This window comes from Magnetospirillum molischianum DSM 120, assembly GCF_000294655.1.
GTDB classification, from domain to species: domain Bacteria; phylum Pseudomonadota; class Alphaproteobacteria; order Rhodospirillales; family Magnetospirillaceae; genus Phaeospirillum; species Phaeospirillum molischianum.
The window spans coordinates 1-14,856 of the sequence record NZ_CAHP01000011.1; the positions used below are offsets into that span (position 1 = coordinate 1).

General features: G+C 62.0%; 14 protein-coding genes and 2 tRNA genes. 10 read left to right on the forward strand and 6 right to left on the reverse strand.

Going from position 1 to position 14,856, the window contains the following annotated elements:
• Both PHAMO_RS02900 and bchO read left to right on the forward strand, forming a co-directional pair.
• The coding region (locus PHAMO_RS02900) for a magnesium chelatase subunit D (protein ID WP_040566117.1) at positions 1-1,732 on the forward strand (1,732 nt) is incomplete at its 5' end.
• A 2-nt stretch (positions 1,733-1,734) separates the two neighbouring features.
• Positions 1,735-2,616 (forward strand): alpha/beta fold hydrolase BchO, encoded by an 882-nt coding sequence (bchO, locus tag PHAMO_RS02905; RefSeq protein WP_002726262.1) that lies wholly within the window; start codon positions 1,735-1,737, stop codon positions 2,614-2,616.
• Positions 2,617-2,676: 60 nt separating this feature from the next.
• On the opposite strand, the gene PHAMO_RS02910 is transcribed toward bchO, so the two are convergent.
• Positions 2,677-3,951: an ammonium transporter gene (locus PHAMO_RS02910; protein ID WP_002726264.1), complete on the reverse strand. Its 1,275-nt coding sequence runs from the start codon at positions 3,949-3,951 to the stop codon at positions 2,677-2,679.
• 294 nt (positions 3,952-4,245) lie between these two features.
• Positions 4,246-4,322, reverse strand: a tRNA-Asp gene (locus PHAMO_RS02915).
• Positions 4,323-4,432: 110 nt separating this feature from the next.
• Here PHAMO_RS02915 and PHAMO_RS02920 point away from each other — a divergent pair.
• Entirely contained in the window at positions 4,433-4,615 is a 183-nt protein-coding gene (locus PHAMO_RS02920; protein WP_040566118.1) for a DUF4169 family protein, read from the forward strand.
• Positions 4,616-4,710: 95 nt separating this feature from the next.
• On the opposite strand, the gene PHAMO_RS02925 is transcribed toward PHAMO_RS02920, so the two are convergent.
• Complete coding sequence (locus PHAMO_RS02925; protein ID WP_002726268.1) at positions 4,711-5,133, reverse strand: Hpt domain-containing protein; 423 nt, start codon at positions 5,131-5,133, stop codon at positions 4,711-4,713.
• 83 nt (positions 5,134-5,216) lie between these two features.
• Here PHAMO_RS02925 and PHAMO_RS02930 point away from each other — a divergent pair.
• Both PHAMO_RS02930 and PHAMO_RS02935 read left to right on the forward strand, forming a co-directional pair.
• Positions 5,217-5,293 (forward strand) — tRNA-Pro (locus PHAMO_RS02930).
• A gap of 109 nt (positions 5,294-5,402) precedes the next feature.
• Complete coding sequence (locus PHAMO_RS02935) at positions 5,403-6,716, forward strand: diguanylate cyclase domain-containing protein (RefSeq protein WP_328285631.1); 1,314 nt, start codon at positions 5,403-5,405, stop codon at positions 6,714-6,716.
• A 58-nt stretch (positions 6,717-6,774) separates the two neighbouring features.
• Here PHAMO_RS02935 and PHAMO_RS02940 read toward each other — a convergent pair whose 3' ends face one another.
• Positions 6,775-7,101, reverse strand: a complete 327-nt coding sequence (locus tag PHAMO_RS02940; RefSeq protein ID WP_002726274.1) for a DUF1476 domain-containing protein — start codon at positions 7,099-7,101, stop codon at positions 6,775-6,777.
• Between the two features lie 128 nt (positions 7,102-7,229).
• Between PHAMO_RS02940 and PHAMO_RS02945 the strand changes: the two genes are divergently transcribed.
• Positions 7,230-7,976: an NRDE family protein gene (locus PHAMO_RS02945; protein ID WP_002726276.1), complete on the forward strand. Its 747-nt coding sequence runs from the start codon at positions 7,230-7,232 to the stop codon at positions 7,974-7,976.
• Positions 7,977-8,036: 60 nt separating this feature from the next.
• Here the strand turns inward: PHAMO_RS02945 and PHAMO_RS02950 are convergent, their stop codons facing one another.
• A complete protein-coding gene (locus PHAMO_RS02950; RefSeq protein ID WP_155801516.1) occupies positions 8,037-9,281 on the reverse strand; it encodes an MFS transporter in 1,245 nt (414 codons plus the stop codon).
• Between the two features lie 389 nt (positions 9,282-9,670).
• On the opposite strand from PHAMO_RS02950, the gene PHAMO_RS02955 reads away from it, so the two are divergent.
• The 4 genes from PHAMO_RS02955 (at position 9,671) to PHAMO_RS02970 (ending at position 13,619) form a co-directional block, all read left to right on the forward strand.
• A complete protein-coding gene (locus PHAMO_RS02955; protein ID WP_002726278.1) occupies positions 9,671-10,969 on the forward strand; it encodes a DEAD/DEAH box helicase in 1,299 nt (432 codons plus the stop codon).
• 151 nt (positions 10,970-11,120) lie between these two features.
• Positions 11,121-11,531: a bacteriohemerythrin gene (locus tag PHAMO_RS18850; RefSeq protein WP_002726280.1), complete on the forward strand. Its 411-nt coding sequence runs from the start codon at positions 11,121-11,123 to the stop codon at positions 11,529-11,531.
• Between the two features lie 69 nt (positions 11,532-11,600).
• The gene (locus PHAMO_RS02965; RefSeq protein ID WP_002726282.1) at positions 11,601-11,999 is read left to right on the forward strand and encodes a bacteriohemerythrin; all 399 of its coding nucleotides are present in this window, start codon (positions 11,601-11,603) and stop codon (positions 11,997-11,999) included.
• Between the two features lie 234 nt (positions 12,000-12,233).
• The gene (locus tag PHAMO_RS02970) at positions 12,234-13,619 is read left to right on the forward strand and encodes a class II 3-deoxy-7-phosphoheptulonate synthase (RefSeq protein WP_002726283.1); all 1,386 of its coding nucleotides are present in this window, start codon (positions 12,234-12,236) and stop codon (positions 13,617-13,619) included.
• Positions 13,620-13,845: 226 nt separating this feature from the next.
• Here the strand turns inward: PHAMO_RS02970 and serB are convergent, their stop codons facing one another.
• Positions 13,846-14,760, reverse strand: a complete 915-nt coding sequence (gene serB, locus PHAMO_RS02975; RefSeq protein WP_002726289.1) for a phosphoserine phosphatase SerB — start codon at positions 14,758-14,760, stop codon at positions 13,846-13,848.
• Between the last annotated feature and the right edge of the window lie 96 nt (positions 14,761-14,856).

A 14,856-nucleotide genomic window follows, 5' to 3' on the forward strand; every position in this document is an offset into this window, starting at 1 on the left:
TCACGATATCTATGGCTTGCCCCAGGTCGGCCTCGGCCTGCTGAGGGATTATTTGCCCGAGGACGCGCCGATGCGGCGTATCCCGACCCACATCACCGACAGCCGCCTGCTGGGCGGTCTCGATCTTGCCTCGACCCTTCGGATGGGAAGACCGATCGCCGAGCGTGGCGTTCTGGTCGAAGCCGACGGTGGAATCGTCGTTCTGGCGATGGCCGAACGCCTGTCCGTCGGCACCGCCGGACGGATCGGCGGCGTGCTTGATCGCGGCGAGGTCCAACTTGAACGCGACGGCCTCGGCCTGCGCTCGACCGCCCGAATCGGCGTCGTCGCGCTGGACGAGGGGCTGGCCGACGATGAACGTCCGCCGACGGTCTTGACCGAACGGCTGGCGTTCCTCCTTAACCTCGACAATGTGACCGAAAGCGACCTGTCGGCCCCGGTGACCCTGCCAGCCCAGGTTGCCGAGGCCCGCGCCCGTCTCGATTCGATCACCTTCCCCGACGATATCATGGTGGCGCTCTGTTCGGCCTCGGTCGCGCTCGGCATCGCCTCGGTGCGGGCGTCTCTGCTTGCGGTCAAGGTTGCCCGCGCCGCCGCCGCCCTTGCCGGACACGATGCGGTGACTCAGGAAGACGCTGCCACCGCCGCGTCGCTGGTGTTCGCGCCGCGGGCTACCGTCATTCCTACCGGGGAACCGCAGGAAGACGAGCCGCCGCCCGACGAACCGCCACCGCCGGAAGAGCCGTCGGACCCCGATCAACCCGAGGATCAGCAGGACGAGGACGATAGCGACGCCCTCGACCCGCAGGAACTCGAAGAGATGATGATCGCCGTCGCACAGGCGGCGATTCCCGACAAGCTGCTGGCGCAATTGCGCGAGGGCAAGGACGTGCGGTCGCGCGCCCAGTCCTCGGGCGGCAGCCGGGCCGGAGCCGCAAAGAAGAAGGGACGGCGCGGCCGCCCCTCGGCGGTGCGGGCGGGCGAGCCGACCCCCAATACCCGGCTGAATCTGATCGAAACCCTGCGCGCCGCCGCACCGTGGCAGCCGCTCCGCCGTCAGGAAGCGGCCAAGGAAGGCCGCACAGCCACCCTGGTCGAAGTCCGGCGCAGCGATTTCCGCTGCACCCACTTCAAGCAGCGGTCTGAAACCACCACCATCTTCATCGTCGATGCCTCGGGATCGTCAGCGTTGCAGCGTCTGGCCGAAGCCAAGGGAGCGGTCGAACTGCTGCTCGCCGATTGCTACGTCCGCCGCGACAACGTTGCCCTGATCGCCTTCCGGGGCAAGGCCGCCGAGGTTCTGCTGCCGCCGACCCGTTCGCTGGTCCGGGCCAAACGCTCGCTCGCCGGCTTGCCCGGCGGCGGCGGAACGCCGCTGGCCTCGGCGATCGATACCGCCTGGATGGTTGCAACCGGCTGCCGCGACAAGGGGCAGACTCCGGTGTTGGTGTTCCTCACCGACGGCCAGGGGAATATCGCCCGCGACGGCACGCCGGGACGCCCGATGGCCGAAGCTGACGCCATCGCATCGGCTCAGGCCTTGCGGGTTTCCGGCTTCTCGGCGATGCTGATCGATACGGCTAGGCGGCCGCAGCCGATGGCACAAAAGCTGGCGGCGGAGATGGGAGCGAAATATCTGCTGCTCCCTTATGCCGACGCCAATGCGATGTCGAAAGCGGTAAAGGCCACCGCTGCGGATTCGGTCGCCGCCGAAGGAAGGATAAGGGGATAATCATGCGAAGCCGGCTGATCTGGGATACGGACGGGCAAAACTGGCCCAACCGCCAGGACAGCCGGTTTGTCCCCGCTGGTGGTGTGATCTGGCACGTCCAACAGGCCGGAAGCGGCCCGGTGCTGTTTCTCATTCACGGCACCGGAGCCACCACGCATTCCTGGGCTGATCTGTTCCCGCTGCTGGCCCGCGACTTCACCGTTATCGCCGCCGATATGCCCGGCCACGGCTTCACCACCCGACCGGCACCGTCGCACATGTCCCTGCCCGGAATGGCACGGTCGCACCACGCTTTGCTGCGCGCACTTGGAGTCGAACCGTCCCTGGTGGTCGGCCACTCGGCCGGGGCCGCCATCCTGGCGCGGATGTGCCTGGACGGAATGATCCATCCCCAAACCGTGATCAGTCTGGGCGGTGCCCTTTTGCCGCTGGATGGATTGCCAGCGCGGATTTTCTCGCCGCTGGCCAAGCTGATGGCAGCCCTGCCCCATCCGCCTTATCTGTTCGCCCTGCGCGCCCGCTATACCTCGATGGTCGATGACCTGATGAAAGGTACCGGCTCCGTCCTGAAGCCGGAAACCATCGAGTTATATCGTCGCCTTGGCATGTCGCCCGGCCATGTCGGTGCCGCCATCGCAATGATGGCCAATTGGGATCTTAAACCACTGCGCCGCGATCTGCCGCGCCTGAAGCCACATCTGATCCTGGCCACCGGCTCGAACGATCATACCATTCCGCCCGTGATGGCAAAGAAGGTCAATGCCCTGGTTCCCGGCTCGGAAGTGGTGACGTTCGAAGGGCTGGGCCACCTCGCCCACGAGGAACAGCCGGACGTGGTCGCCGCGATGATCCGCCGAGCCGCCGGACTCCCCGAACGAAACTAAAGCCCCTTGCCCGACCTCTCCCATCACGTAGGAGAGGTCGGGGTAAGAGCCTCTAATTTCTTATCGCCGTCCGGCGTTGCCGGCATGCACAGACATCGCCAGCGCGTCGTCGTGAACCGACATCGTTTCTTCTGGATACGCGCCAATCTGATGGATGGCCAGATCGGCCCCGGAAAACTCCTGCTCGGGATCAAGCCGTATCCCAAATGCCGCCTTCAGCCCACCATAGACGGCAAGCCCGCCCAAAAGGCCAACGGCGATACCCGTCACGGTGCCAACACACTGCGATATCAGGCTGACGCCGCCCATTCCCCCCAACATTTCGGACCCGAACACGCCACAGGCAATCCCCCCNATCGCACCGCACATCCCATGCAGCGCCCAGACACCCAGAACGTCGTCTATCTTCCATTTGACCTGGCAGAGGGTGAACAGCCACACGAAGGCCGCTCCAGCGATGCCGCCGGTGATCAGGGCGCCGACAGGGTGCATCACGTCGGACCCGGCACAGACCGCAACCAGCCCGGCCAACGCGCCATTATGAACGAAACCCGGATCGTTACGGCCAACCAGCAGCGCAGCCAGGATGCCGCCGATCATTGCCATCAATGAATTCAGCGCGACCAGCCCGGAAATCTGCGCGACGGTCTGAGCACTCATCACATTAAAGCCGAACCAGCCCACCGACAAAATCCACGCGCCCAAGGCCAGGAACGGGATGTTCGACGGCGGGACTGCGACCAACCGCCCATCAGGACGATAGCGACCAAGCCGCGCCCCCAGCATCAGAACAGCAGCCAACCCGATCCAGCCGCCGACAGCATGAACCACCACCGATCCGGCAAAATCGTGGAACGGCGCGCCGAACAGGTTTTGCAGCATGTCCTGATAGCCAAGGCGCGTCCCCCACACCATTCCTTCGAACAGGGGATAGACCAGACCGACCAGAAGAGCGGTCGCCATCAGCTGGGTGGTGAACTTGGCTCGTTCGGCGATGCCACCCGAAACGATCGCCGGAATCGCGGCGGCGAAGGTGGCGAGAAAGAAGAACTTGACCAGATCGAAGCCCTGCGCGGCAAAGACGCCCCCGCTCTTGCCCACCAGGGTCTCGGCACTGACCATGAAGGTCGTCCCATAGGCCACCGCATAGCCGACGAAGAAATAGGCCAGGGTCGAGACCGCAAAATCAGACAGAATTTTCACCAGGGCATTGACCTGATTCTTCCGCCGTACCGTCCCTACTTCCAAAAAGGCGAAGCCCGCATGCATCGCCAAAACCATCACTGCCCCCAACAGGACAAACAAGACATCCACACCCGTTTTCGCCGTCTCCATTATCGTCCTCGTTCAGTGATCCACCCGCCGCGTCGGCGGTGTCACTGGGCAAGCAATCCCTGCGCCATCCAGATTCGGCTAATAAATTCTTTTTTATCAAAGCATTAGTATGCGCCCACAAAATGGGCACAGGCTAAATGACGTGATAATAAGCAAACGAGGGGAGGCAGATGCCCATTTAGCGGGCATGCTGGTTACGGCCAAGGCGAAGAACCAAGCCATAAAACGGGACAAGCCGGACTTCTTCCTCCCTAGAGGGAGAAGATGTCCGGCGTGACCGAGATATAAAGTAAATGGCGCGAGTGACGGGGCTCGAACCCGCGACCTCCGGCGTGACAGGCCGGCGCTCTAACCAACTGAGCTACACCCGCGCGAGGTGGGTGTGTATACCCAGGGGATCGGCCGGACGCAAGCCCAAATCTCACTATCCCCGAAAAAAAGTGTAAGATTGTCCCATTCGGGGATCGGACAGGGGAAAACCATGGGCGAGATCGTCAACCTGAACCGGGTGCGCAAGAGCAAGGCCCGCGCCGAGAAGGAAACCAAGGCCGAAGCCAATCGGGTTAAATTCGGTTTATCGAAAGCTGAGAAGCAGGCTGTCCGCCGTGAGCGCGAACGCCAGACCGAAGATCTAGACGGTAAGAAGCTCGACACGCCAACCTGACCGCCGTCGCAACCGTCTCCGGTGGATCGCAAAAAGGAAGACGGACAGCCGGGATATCTGAGGGGTGAGAGGGGGCGCTTCACACCTCAGACGTATCATCGATCGTCAGGCCCAGGATCATCAATCCCGGCCAGCAAGGCCGCCCCTACCGCCCCACCGTCACCGGATATCCGCTCGCGGATGACCCGTCCGGTTGCTGCGACCAGAGCAGCAAGCCGGGTGCGTTCGTCCAGACCGCCCTCGCCCGCCTCCACAGCTTCGATCAAACGGCACAGACGGTTGCCCAGTTCGCCGATCAGCGGATAACCAAAGGTCGCCGCCTGACCTTTCATGTCGTGCGCGACCGAAAAGAGGCGGCGGAGACCCGAATCGTCATGGTCCGTGCCGCTGACCCAGGCCGTCCAGGCGGCATCCAGGCGGGCACAGTCGGCCTCTGCCCACTCTATATATATGTGTTCGAGCGCCGCGAGTGCGGCCTCGGCCCGTTTCAATGCCTCGGGATCGACTGCCGATATCACGATTTATCCACTTTCTCCCCCCCTGACCCATGGCGGGGCTCTTGCCATCGGCTGTCAAACACCTTAGAACCACTGAGAAGGATCGGGGAGTAGCTCAGCCTGGTAGAGCATGGCGTTTGGGACGCCAGGGCCGCAAGTTCGAATCTTGTCTCCCCGACCAATTCAATTGCCGCCCCAGGCATGGCGCGGGATTATCGCTGCCCCGCGGTCACTGACACGCATGGATCGGCCCGACAGTCCCCCTCTTCCCGGTTGTCCTGGTGAAGCCCTTGTGTTCCTCCCCCACGACCACCAATCCACGCCCGCGCGCAGATTCAGATCTTCTTGATCTTGTTTCGGTGCTGGTCTGCATCATCCGGGGCGGAGAGATCGAGTTCATCAACCGTGCCGGAGTGCGGATGCTGGGGCTGCCTTCGGCCGAAGCGGCAGAGGGAACCGCATTCGTCGGTTTCCTCGAAGACGATTACCGCGACCTCGCCGAGACTTCGGGCTGGGCATTGCTGGCCGAGGAGGACTTCCTGCCGCTTCGGATGAAACGGTCCGGCGCGGTTCTGTTCGAAGCCGAAATGCGAGTCCGCCAGTTGCCCGACGAAGCGGAGACGTTTCTGATCGAAGCACGCGACATCTCACGCTTCGTTCGTTCGGCCGAGGCGCTGCGAGAGCGCGAGGAGCGGTTGCAGGGAGTGCTGCATTCGGTGGCCGAAGGCATCGTCACCGTAGATGAACATGGCGCGATCATCGCCGCCAACCCTGCCTTCGGCCGGATCTTCCGCGCCACACCGCCGACCCTGATCGGGCAGCCGCTTGGCCATCTGCTGATCGACCCGGATTTCGAGATCGACGATGAGACCGGTGAGGAGATCGAAACAACTCTGCCCCGTCTGCCGCTCGCCCCGACCGGCCGCACCGTCGAGGCACAGGGCCGACGCACCGACGGCAGCCTGTTCCCGCTGGAACTATCCTTGAGCGAACTGCGTCACGGCAAAGGGCGTCTGTTTACCGGCATCGTCCGCGACATCTCGGAGCGCAAGGAAAACGAAGACCGGATTAACCGTCTGGCCCATCACGACACCCTGACCGGATTGCCGAACCGCAACCTGCTCAAGGACAGGATCAATCATGCCCTGGCCCGGATGCGCCGCCACGGCGGACATGTCGCGGTGCTTTTTGTCGATCTCGACCGCTTCAAGCCGATCAACGACAATCTGGGCCACGAAGCGGGCGATGCCGTGCTTCGCGAAGTGGCCGTCCGTTTGTCGCTGTGCATTCGCGGGTCGGACACCGTTTCGCGGATCGGGGGTGACGAATTCGTTGTGGTCGTGGAGGAAATTTCCCGTCCAGGCGAAGCGGCAATGGTGGCGCGCAAAATCCTTGACGTCCTGACCCCACCAATCGTGCATGAAGGCCATTTCTGTCATGTCGGGGCATCGATCGGCATCGCAGTCTATCCCTTGGACGGCACCAACATGGAAGATGTCTGCAAGGCGGCAGACATCGCGATGTACCGGGTCAAAAACACCGGCCGCAACGGATTTTGCTTTTATTCCGAGGACATACCGCTTGAGGAAATCGACTTTCCCTAGGGCGCGTTGACCGCCAGGTCAATGCGCCCTCAACGGTTCCCTTTTTTCGGATTAGGAATTAACGCGACAGCTCTTCATTAAGCTCGGCGCGGGCTTTGTCCAGCAGCAACGTCACCTGGGTCCGAATTTCGGACACCGGAACCTTGACGCTGCGGGCGGCAAGATCGTTAGCCACCTTGTCGGCAACATCCTGATCAGGCGTATCAATAGCCGCCTCGACGACGGTCAGCGCATACGCTTTCGCCGCGTCGCCAGTCAACCCCATCAGGTCAGCCGCCCACAGCCCGACCAGCTTGTCGCGCCGCATCAGAGTCTTGAAATCCATGTCCTGGTCCAGGCGGTACTTGGCCTCAAAGGCTTTTTCACGGTCATCGAAAGTGGTCATGACGGACGGCGGCTCCTTGAAATCTGTCGTTCTCGAACCGGAATACGCGCAACGCCAAGCCGACCCGGCAACGCTTCCGGCGGGCGTGTTATAATCGCCTATAGCCTCTCCAGAAACGGATTTTTCACATGTGCACCTTGGTTCTGCTTCATCGCCCCGGTCAGGCGTGGCCTTTGATCGCCGCTTCGAACCGCGATGAGTTGTGGAACCGGCCCTGGCAGGGGCCGGGACGGTGGTGGGACGACCGCCCGGAGACGGTGGCGGGTCAGGATATCCTGGCGGGGGGATCGTGGCTAGGAATCAACGACTTTGGGGTGATGGCGGCGGTTCTGAACCGAGCCGGAACGCTGGGACCGTTGGCGTCAAAGCGCTCGCGCGGAGAACTGGTGCTGGAAGCGCTCGACCATGCCGACGCCGATCAGGCGGCCCGTGCACTGTCGGAGCTGGCGGGAGAAGCGTACCGACCGTTCAATCTGGTCATCGCCGACAATTGCACCGCTTTTTGGCTACGAAACGATGGGTACCGGGTCGAATCGCATGTCATTCCGCCCGGCTTGCACATGCTGACAGAACTTGATCTCGACGACCGCGCCAGTCCGCGCATCGCGGCCCATCTCGACCGATTCCGCGCCGCGCCGCCGCCCGATCCCGGTGCGGGTACATGGGAGGACTGGACGACGATGCTCTGCGATTCCGCCGAAGACGGCGATGACAGCCACGACAGTGCCGCGATGTGCTTCACCCGCCCCAGCGGATTCGGCACCGTATCCAGTTCGCTGATCGCCCTGCCCGCCCCCGGCAGCGAAGCCCCCCCGGTATGGCGCTTTGCCCCCGGACGGCCCGATCGTACCCCGTTCGAATCTCTGGAGCTTTGATCTGGGAGGAAAGACAACCGGCCAACGGGTCAAAAATCCAGGGTTGGCCGGTATCCTCCCCTAAACCCGCGACAGCGCCCGCAACCGCAATGCCGCGACCAGTGCAACGCCGTGCAGCGTCAGCAGAAACCAAGCCACCGCGCTCCAGCCGCCTTCGGCCCAGAACCATCCGCCCGCAGACCCGACGATGCTGGACCCCACATAATAAGCAAGCAGATACAATGACGAGGCGTGCCCCTTCGCCCCGACGGCGATGCGGCCAACCCAACCGCTGGCGACGGCATGGGTAAAAAAGAACCCAACCGTCAGCAAGATGAGACCCGCGACCATCGTCTCCATTCCATCGGGCAAGGTCAGACCGACTCCGACCGCCGTGACCAGCACCCCGACCGGCAGCACGGCACGACGGCCAAAGCGCTCGGTCAGCCCCCCGGCGGCAGAGGAACTTACGATCCCGAAGATATAGACGAAAAAGAGCATTCCAAGCGCGGCCTGTCCCAGGCCATACGGCGGCGCGGTCAGGCGGAAGCCGATATAATTGAACACCGCGACGAAACAGCCCATCGACAGAAAGCTCATCGCAAACAACCAGCGCATCGACGGAACGGCCAAATGCCGCCTCCAGGCCGACAGATGGTATTGGACGTCGAAGCCGGGACGTGGAGAGAAGTTGCGAGACCGCGGCAGCAGCAGCAGAAAACCGATCGCGGCGATCAGACCGGCAACCCCAATGCCGCACAGGGCGATTCTCCAGGAAAACGCCTCGACCAGATGCCCGGTGATGACACGCCCCAACATGCCGCCCAATGCGGTTCCGGCGATGTAGAGTCCCATCGCCCGCCCCAACCCGCGCGGCTCGATCTCTTCGGCAAGGTAAGCCATCGCCACCGCAGGCACACCGCCTAACGCTAGGCCCTCCAGCGCCCGCATGACCAGCAGCAATGTCCAGTCCGGCACCAGGGCGGCGGCGATGTTGAGGGCGGAGGCCGCCACCAGTGAGCCGAACATCAGCCCGCGCCGCCCCAATCCTTCGGACAGAGCGGCCGCGCATAAAATTGCTACGGCCAGCAGACTGGTCGAAAGCGACAGAGCGAGCGAACTGTGCGCCGGACTGACGCCGAATTCCGCCGTAAAATCAGGCAAAAGCGGCTGAACGCAATAGAGCAGGGAAAACGTCGCGAACCCGGCCAGAAACAAGGCGAGGGTGACCCGCCGGTAGTCTGGGCTGCCCAAAGGGATGCCGCGCGGCGACGGTGGCGAGACGCCATCGGCGGCAGGAAGAACCGGTGCGGGGGGCTGTGTCATCACTGAAGGCCTTTCTCTGGCATTCCATCTAACGCGGGCGCGCGATACTTTCCAAGTGCCCACCACCCGGCCTTGACGGATGACCAGGGTTGGGTAAATCGCATGTCGCCTCAGATGCTTGACATTGGCACGGGAATAGCGCACGGTGCCCTCTGCCTGGACGATCCGCGTTCAGACCGCTCGCGACAGCGCGCTACGGTTACGGCCTTATCCGGCCGACCCAATCGTCCCGAGCCATTTTTCCCTTGCCATGATGACCGTCCGGTCGCGCGTCCGGAAGGTGCCCCGATCGGGCCACGCTTTTCCGCGTGACCTATCTCGCCGTCTTTCGCCGGGCCAGATTGGCTCCTGGGCGATGCCGACGGTTCGTCTGCAAAGAAAGAGAGTTCATGACCCTTTTTTCCGATCTCGGTCTTGCCGAACCCCTGTTGAAGGCTCTGGCGACCGAGGGGTATACGTCCCCCACTCCGATCCAAGAACAGTCGATTCCTCACCTCCTCGCCGGTCATGACGTTCTGGGCCTGGCCCAGACCGGTACCGGCAAGACCGCATCCTTCGCCTTGCCGCTGTTGCAGCGCCTTGAACAATTCAAGAAGCGCGCGATGCCCAAGAGCACTCGGGTGCTGGTGCTGACCCCCACCCGCGAATTGGCGGTTCAGGTCGGCCAGAGCTTCCGCACTTATGGCAGCCAGTATCGCCTGCGCCACGCCCTGGTATTCGGCGGCGTCGGCATGGTTCCGCAGATCAAGACGATGGCGGGCGGCGTCGATATCCTGGTCGCCACCCCCGGCCGACTGCTCGACCTGATGAGCCAGGACGCTATCCGCCTCGACTCGGTCGAGGCCCTGGTGCTGGACGAAGCCGACCGGATGCTCGACATGGGCTTCATTCAGCCGATCCGTAAGATTGTCGCGGCGATGCCGAAATCGCGCCAGACCGTCTTGTTCTCGGCCACCATGCCCGACAGCATCGTCGGCTTGGCCGAAAGCGTGCTCCACCGCCCGGTTCGGGTCGAAGTTGCTCCGGTCTCCTCGACCGCCGAGAAGATCGACCAGAAGGTGATGTTTGTTGATCGCGAGAACAAGCGCACCCTGTTGACCGAAATTCTGGCTGGCAAGGATGTCGGCCGCGCCCTGGTCTTCACCCGCACCAAGCACGGCGCCAACCGCGTCGCCGAAATGCTGGACAAAGCCGGGATCAGCGCCGATGCGATTCACGGCAACAAGTCGCAAGGCGCCCGTCAGAAGGCTCTGGCCGATTTCCGCGACGGCAAGATCAAGGCGCTGGTCGCCACCGACATTGCCGCACGCGGCATTGATGTCGATGGCATCACCCATGTGCTGAATTACGAGCTTCCGAACGAGCCGGAGAGCTATGTCCACCGTATCGGCCGCACCGCCCGCGCCGGTGCGAGCGGCATCGCCGTGTCGCTGTGCGATGCCGATGAAGTCGCCTATCTGCGCGCGATCGAAAAGACGATCCGTCAGTCCGTGCCGGTTGACGAAGCCCACGCCTATCATGCCGCCCACATCGCCCAGCGCGGTGCCGGTGGTAGCGGGCGCGGTCGTCCGCAGGCTCCAGGCCGCCGCCCCAGCCAGGGACAGAGCCGTCCTGCGGCCCGCTCCTCCAGCCATGGCAACAGCGGCAAGCCCGCTGCGGCTCGCGCTGGCGGTGGCCACCGGGGCTAATCTCCCGCATCCGAATACAATCGGGTGACGATCTCAGGGGAAGCGGGCAACCGCTTCCCCTGTTTCGTTATACCAGCCATAGGATATGGCTGGTCCGTTGCTGCGATTGCGATCACAGTATACGGCGAGAATCAAAGGTCAGAGGCGGGTCATGTTTCGTTCAGTATGGAAGTCAGCGTATGAGACGGGGCACCCCCGGATTGATTTTGAACATAAAATCTTTCTCGACCTGATCCTTCAGATTGAAACGGACCTCTTTGAAAACGCCCCACTCGATCAAGTTGAACGCCATATAGTTGAATTGTACAAATACACAGACTTTCACTTCTTCAGCGAGGAAAGCATCATGATCGATGTGGCTTTCCCCGACCTGGAAACACATCGGCGCAATCACGAACTGCTTCTGGCCGAATTACGGGGCTTTACCGGATCGATCTCGATCGAAACAATCCGTAAGAAGGATATCGTCGGCTTCCTGATCGAATGGTTCTCGTTCCACACCGCAGGCGAGGATATCAGGCTGGCCGCCTATGTCCGCGATGATGCGGCAATGAAGACGTGAAGGCTGGTCTGAAGCGACGATTCGGACCAAACTTGGATGATAGAGGACGATCGGTCAGGGAGCGGCTTGATGTTTCGCGCGGAATGGAAGACCGACTATGAAACGGGCCATCAAAGAATCGATTTCGAACACCGAATTTTTCTCGGCCTGATCATCCAGATCGAAGCAGAGCTGATGGCCGAAGCACCGATTGAAACAATCGGTCGCAGGCTCACCGAGTTGTATAAGTATGCTGATTTTCACTTTTACAGTGAAGAAAGCATCATGATAGAGCTATCCTTTCCAGAATATGAATTACACCGAAAGCTTCACATCGCCCTGCTTGAAGATTTAAGACGATTTATGCTCTCGATGTCGATCGACCTGATCCGCCAGGCCGATCTGATCCGCTTCCTGGTCGATTGGTTCGCTCACCACACGACTCGCGAAGACATCAAGATCGCCAACCTCGTCCGCTCCAGGGGCTGAGGGCAGAGAAAATCTCCCCGTATCATCACGGCCGACCGTCAATTTTCTATCTTTAATAGAAAATTGACTTGGTAATAAAAAAATAAGTTGTCAACGTGCCGGGGTTGTGGCGCGATGCATTCACTACTGAACTGTGATCGAAAACGAAGACGGCAGACTGGAAAAGTTATTCCTCACGTCGTATAGAGGATGCTTTCCGTTTCGCGGTCGCGAAAAGCAGGAGACAAAGCTTCCATGGCCGAACGTTGGTCGCCCGGCAGTTGGCGGGCAAAGCCGATCCATCAGGTTCCCACCTATCCCGACTCTGTGGCACTGGCCGAAGTCGAGCGGACGCTGGCCGATTATCCGCCGTTGGTGTTTGCCGGAGAAGCCAGACGACTGAAAGCGACGTTGGCCCAGGTCGCCGAGGGGCGCGCATTCTTGCTCCAGGGCGGCGATTGCGCCGAGAGCTTTGTCGAGTTCCGCGCCAATACCATCCGCGACACCTTCCGGGTGCTGTTGCAGATGGCGGTGGTGCTGACCTATGGCGCCGCCATGCCGGTGGTGAAGGTGGGGCGCATGGCCGGGCAGTTCGCCAAGCCGCGTTCGGCCGACACCGAGACCATCGATGGCGTCACCCTCCCCAGCTATCGCGGCGACAACATCAACGGTATCGACTTCACCCCCGAATCGCGGATCCCCGATCCGCAACGGATGGTGCGGGCCTATAACCAATCGGCCTCGACGCTGAACCTGTTGCGCGCCTTCGCCCAGGGCGGCTATGCCGACCTGCACACGGTGCACCAATGGACACTGGATTGTGTTGCCGGAACGCTACAAGCGGCACGCTATCAGGATTTGTGCACCCGCTTGGGCGAAACGCTCGACTTCATGGAAGCTTGCGGGTTGACCTCGGACTCAGCCCCGCAAATCCGAGAGACCGACTTCTTCACCTCGCATGAAGCGCTGCTTCTCCCCTATGAAGAGGCATTGACCCGCGTCGATTCGACTTCAGGCGATTGGTATGATTGCTCGGCTCACATGCTGTGGATCGGTGAGCGGACCCGCCAGATTGACGCCGCCCATGTCGAGTTCCTGCGCGGCGTGCGGAACCCGATTGGCTTCAAGATTGGCCCCGGCATCGCCCCGGACGATCTCCTGGCCCTGATCGAGCGACTGGACCCGGCCAACGAACCCGGCCGTCTGACCCTGATCGTCCGCATGGGAGCCGCCCAGGTCGAAGCCAAGCTGCCCGCCCTGATCCGCGCCGTCCAACGCGAAGGCCGCAAAGTGGTGTGGTCGTGCGATCCCATGCACGCCAACACCGTGAAGGCGGCCACCGGCTTCAAGACCCGGCTGTTCGACTCGATCCTGGCCGAGGTCCGCGCCTTCTTCGCTGTCCACAAGTCCGAAGGCTCGCACGCGGGTGGCGTCCATTTCGAGATGACCGGACAAGATGTCACCGAATGTGTCGGCGGCATGACCGCGATCACCGAGGCACGGTTGGGCGACCGCTATCACACCCACTGTGACCCCCGTCTCAATGCCACCCAGGCACTGGAACTGGCTTTCCTGATCGCCGAACAGCTTAAGGACGACCGGGCCACCGCCCGTGTCCTCGCCCACGCTCGGGCGCGCTAATCCAAAGTATGAAAAAGGCGGTGAAGCATATTCGCTTCACCGCCTTTTTTCTGTCTGATCGGGTGACATGGGGGTCTTCAAGGCTCGGAGCGCCCTTCCCTGCCCCCCTTTCTTTAAAAACAATCACTTACCGCATGATGTTGTCGCGCAGGATGCAGTCCGAAACGCGGACACCATCGCGCCAACCGATCGTCTTACCGTCCATCGGTACGGCCAGATTGGCTTGTCAGCTCAGACTGCCAAAAGAGGTGACAATATCCTCGTCACGATAGCCTTGAGCATAAAGCAAAGCGGTCAGGTCGCCATGATCGATCCGGGCGCGAGCCTCGGCGGCAACGACGGGCTTGGCGTGGAAGGCCACCCCCAGCCCGGCTTCGCGCAGCATATCGAGATCGTTGGCACCGTCGCCCACCGCCACCGCCAGTCCGGTCGAAATCCCCAGTTCGGCCGCCGTGGCAATCAGGGTCGCCAGTTTGGTCTCGCGCCCGACAATCGGGGTTCCAACCTGCCCGGTCAGCCGCTGATCAGCAACAATCAGTTCGTTGGCGATGTCGCGATCGAAGCCACAAGACACCCGCACCCTTGCGGTGAAAAAACGGAAGCCACCTGAGACCAGTACGGCCATCGCCCCGTTCGCCTTCATCGTCGCGACCAGGGAATGGGCACCGGGGGTGAAATCGATCCGCTCCCAGGTCGCTTCCAGGCATTTTTCCGGCAGCCCGGCCAGCAGCCCGACCCGCTCGCGCAGCGCCGCCTCGAACCCGATCTCGCCATTCATCGCCCGAGCGGTGATTCCAGCGATACGATCTTTCAGACCGGCGAAATCAGCCAGTTCGTCCAGGGTCTCGCCGGTGACCATCGTTGAATCCATATCGGCGACCAGCAGGCGCTTGCGCCGCCCTTCGGCGGGCTGGGCGACGACATCGACACCCCAACCTTCGAGAATTCGCAACGACATTGCATCGGCATCACGAGGCGACAGGCCGGAAAAGCTCAGATCGCAGGCCCGATCGGGAGACAACCAGTCGGGCTGGCCGACCTCGGCCCCCAACGCCCGCAATCCCCCTCGCACCTCAGACACCAACGAACCATCGAGACCGGACAAGCCATGTCCGGCGATCAGTGTCAGCACGTTTTCCATCGGGGGGGTCCTTGGAACGAAAGGCAGGTGGGGAGAAAGGCCACCCTTTACTGCGCACCGAGCCGCCTTGGCAAGCCTGAAGCCAGTTTCCGATTG

Excerpts from the sequence above, each read along its gene's own strand:
- serB (WP_002726289.1), bottom strand. The coding sequence starts at position 14,760 with ATGGAAAACGTGCTGACACTGATCGCCGGACATGGCTTGTCCGGTCTC.
- PHAMO_RS02920 (WP_040566118.1), top strand. The coding sequence starts at position 4,433 with ATGGGCGAGATCGTCAACCTGAACCGGGTGCGCAAGAGCAAGGCCCGC.
- PHAMO_RS02965 (WP_002726282.1), top strand. The coding sequence starts at position 11,601 with ATGTTTCGCGCGGAATGGAAGACCGACTATGAAACGGGCCATCAAAGA.
- PHAMO_RS02940 (WP_002726274.1), bottom strand. The coding sequence starts at position 7,101 with ATGACCACTTTCGATGACCGTGAAAAAGCCTTTGAGGCCAAGTACCGC.
- PHAMO_RS02955 (WP_002726278.1), top strand. The coding sequence starts at position 9,671 with ATGACCCTTTTTTCCGATCTCGGTCTTGCCGAACCCCTGTTGAAGGCT.
- PHAMO_RS02945 (WP_002726276.1), top strand. The coding sequence starts at position 7,230 with ATGTGCACCTTGGTTCTGCTTCATCGCCCCGGTCAGGCGTGGCCTTTG.
- PHAMO_RS02970 (WP_002726283.1), top strand. The coding sequence starts at position 12,234 with ATGGCCGAACGTTGGTCGCCCGGCAGTTGGCGGGCAAAGCCGATCCAT.
- bchO (WP_002726262.1), top strand. The coding sequence starts at position 1,735 with ATGCGAAGCCGGCTGATCTGGGATACGGACGGGCAAAACTGGCCCAAC.
- PHAMO_RS18850 (WP_002726280.1), top strand. The coding sequence starts at position 11,121 with ATGTTTCGTTCAGTATGGAAGTCAGCGTATGAGACGGGGCACCCCCGG.
- PHAMO_RS02950 (WP_155801516.1), bottom strand. The coding sequence starts at position 9,281 with ATGACACAGCCCCCCGCACCGGTTCTTCCTGCCGCCGATGGCGTCTCG.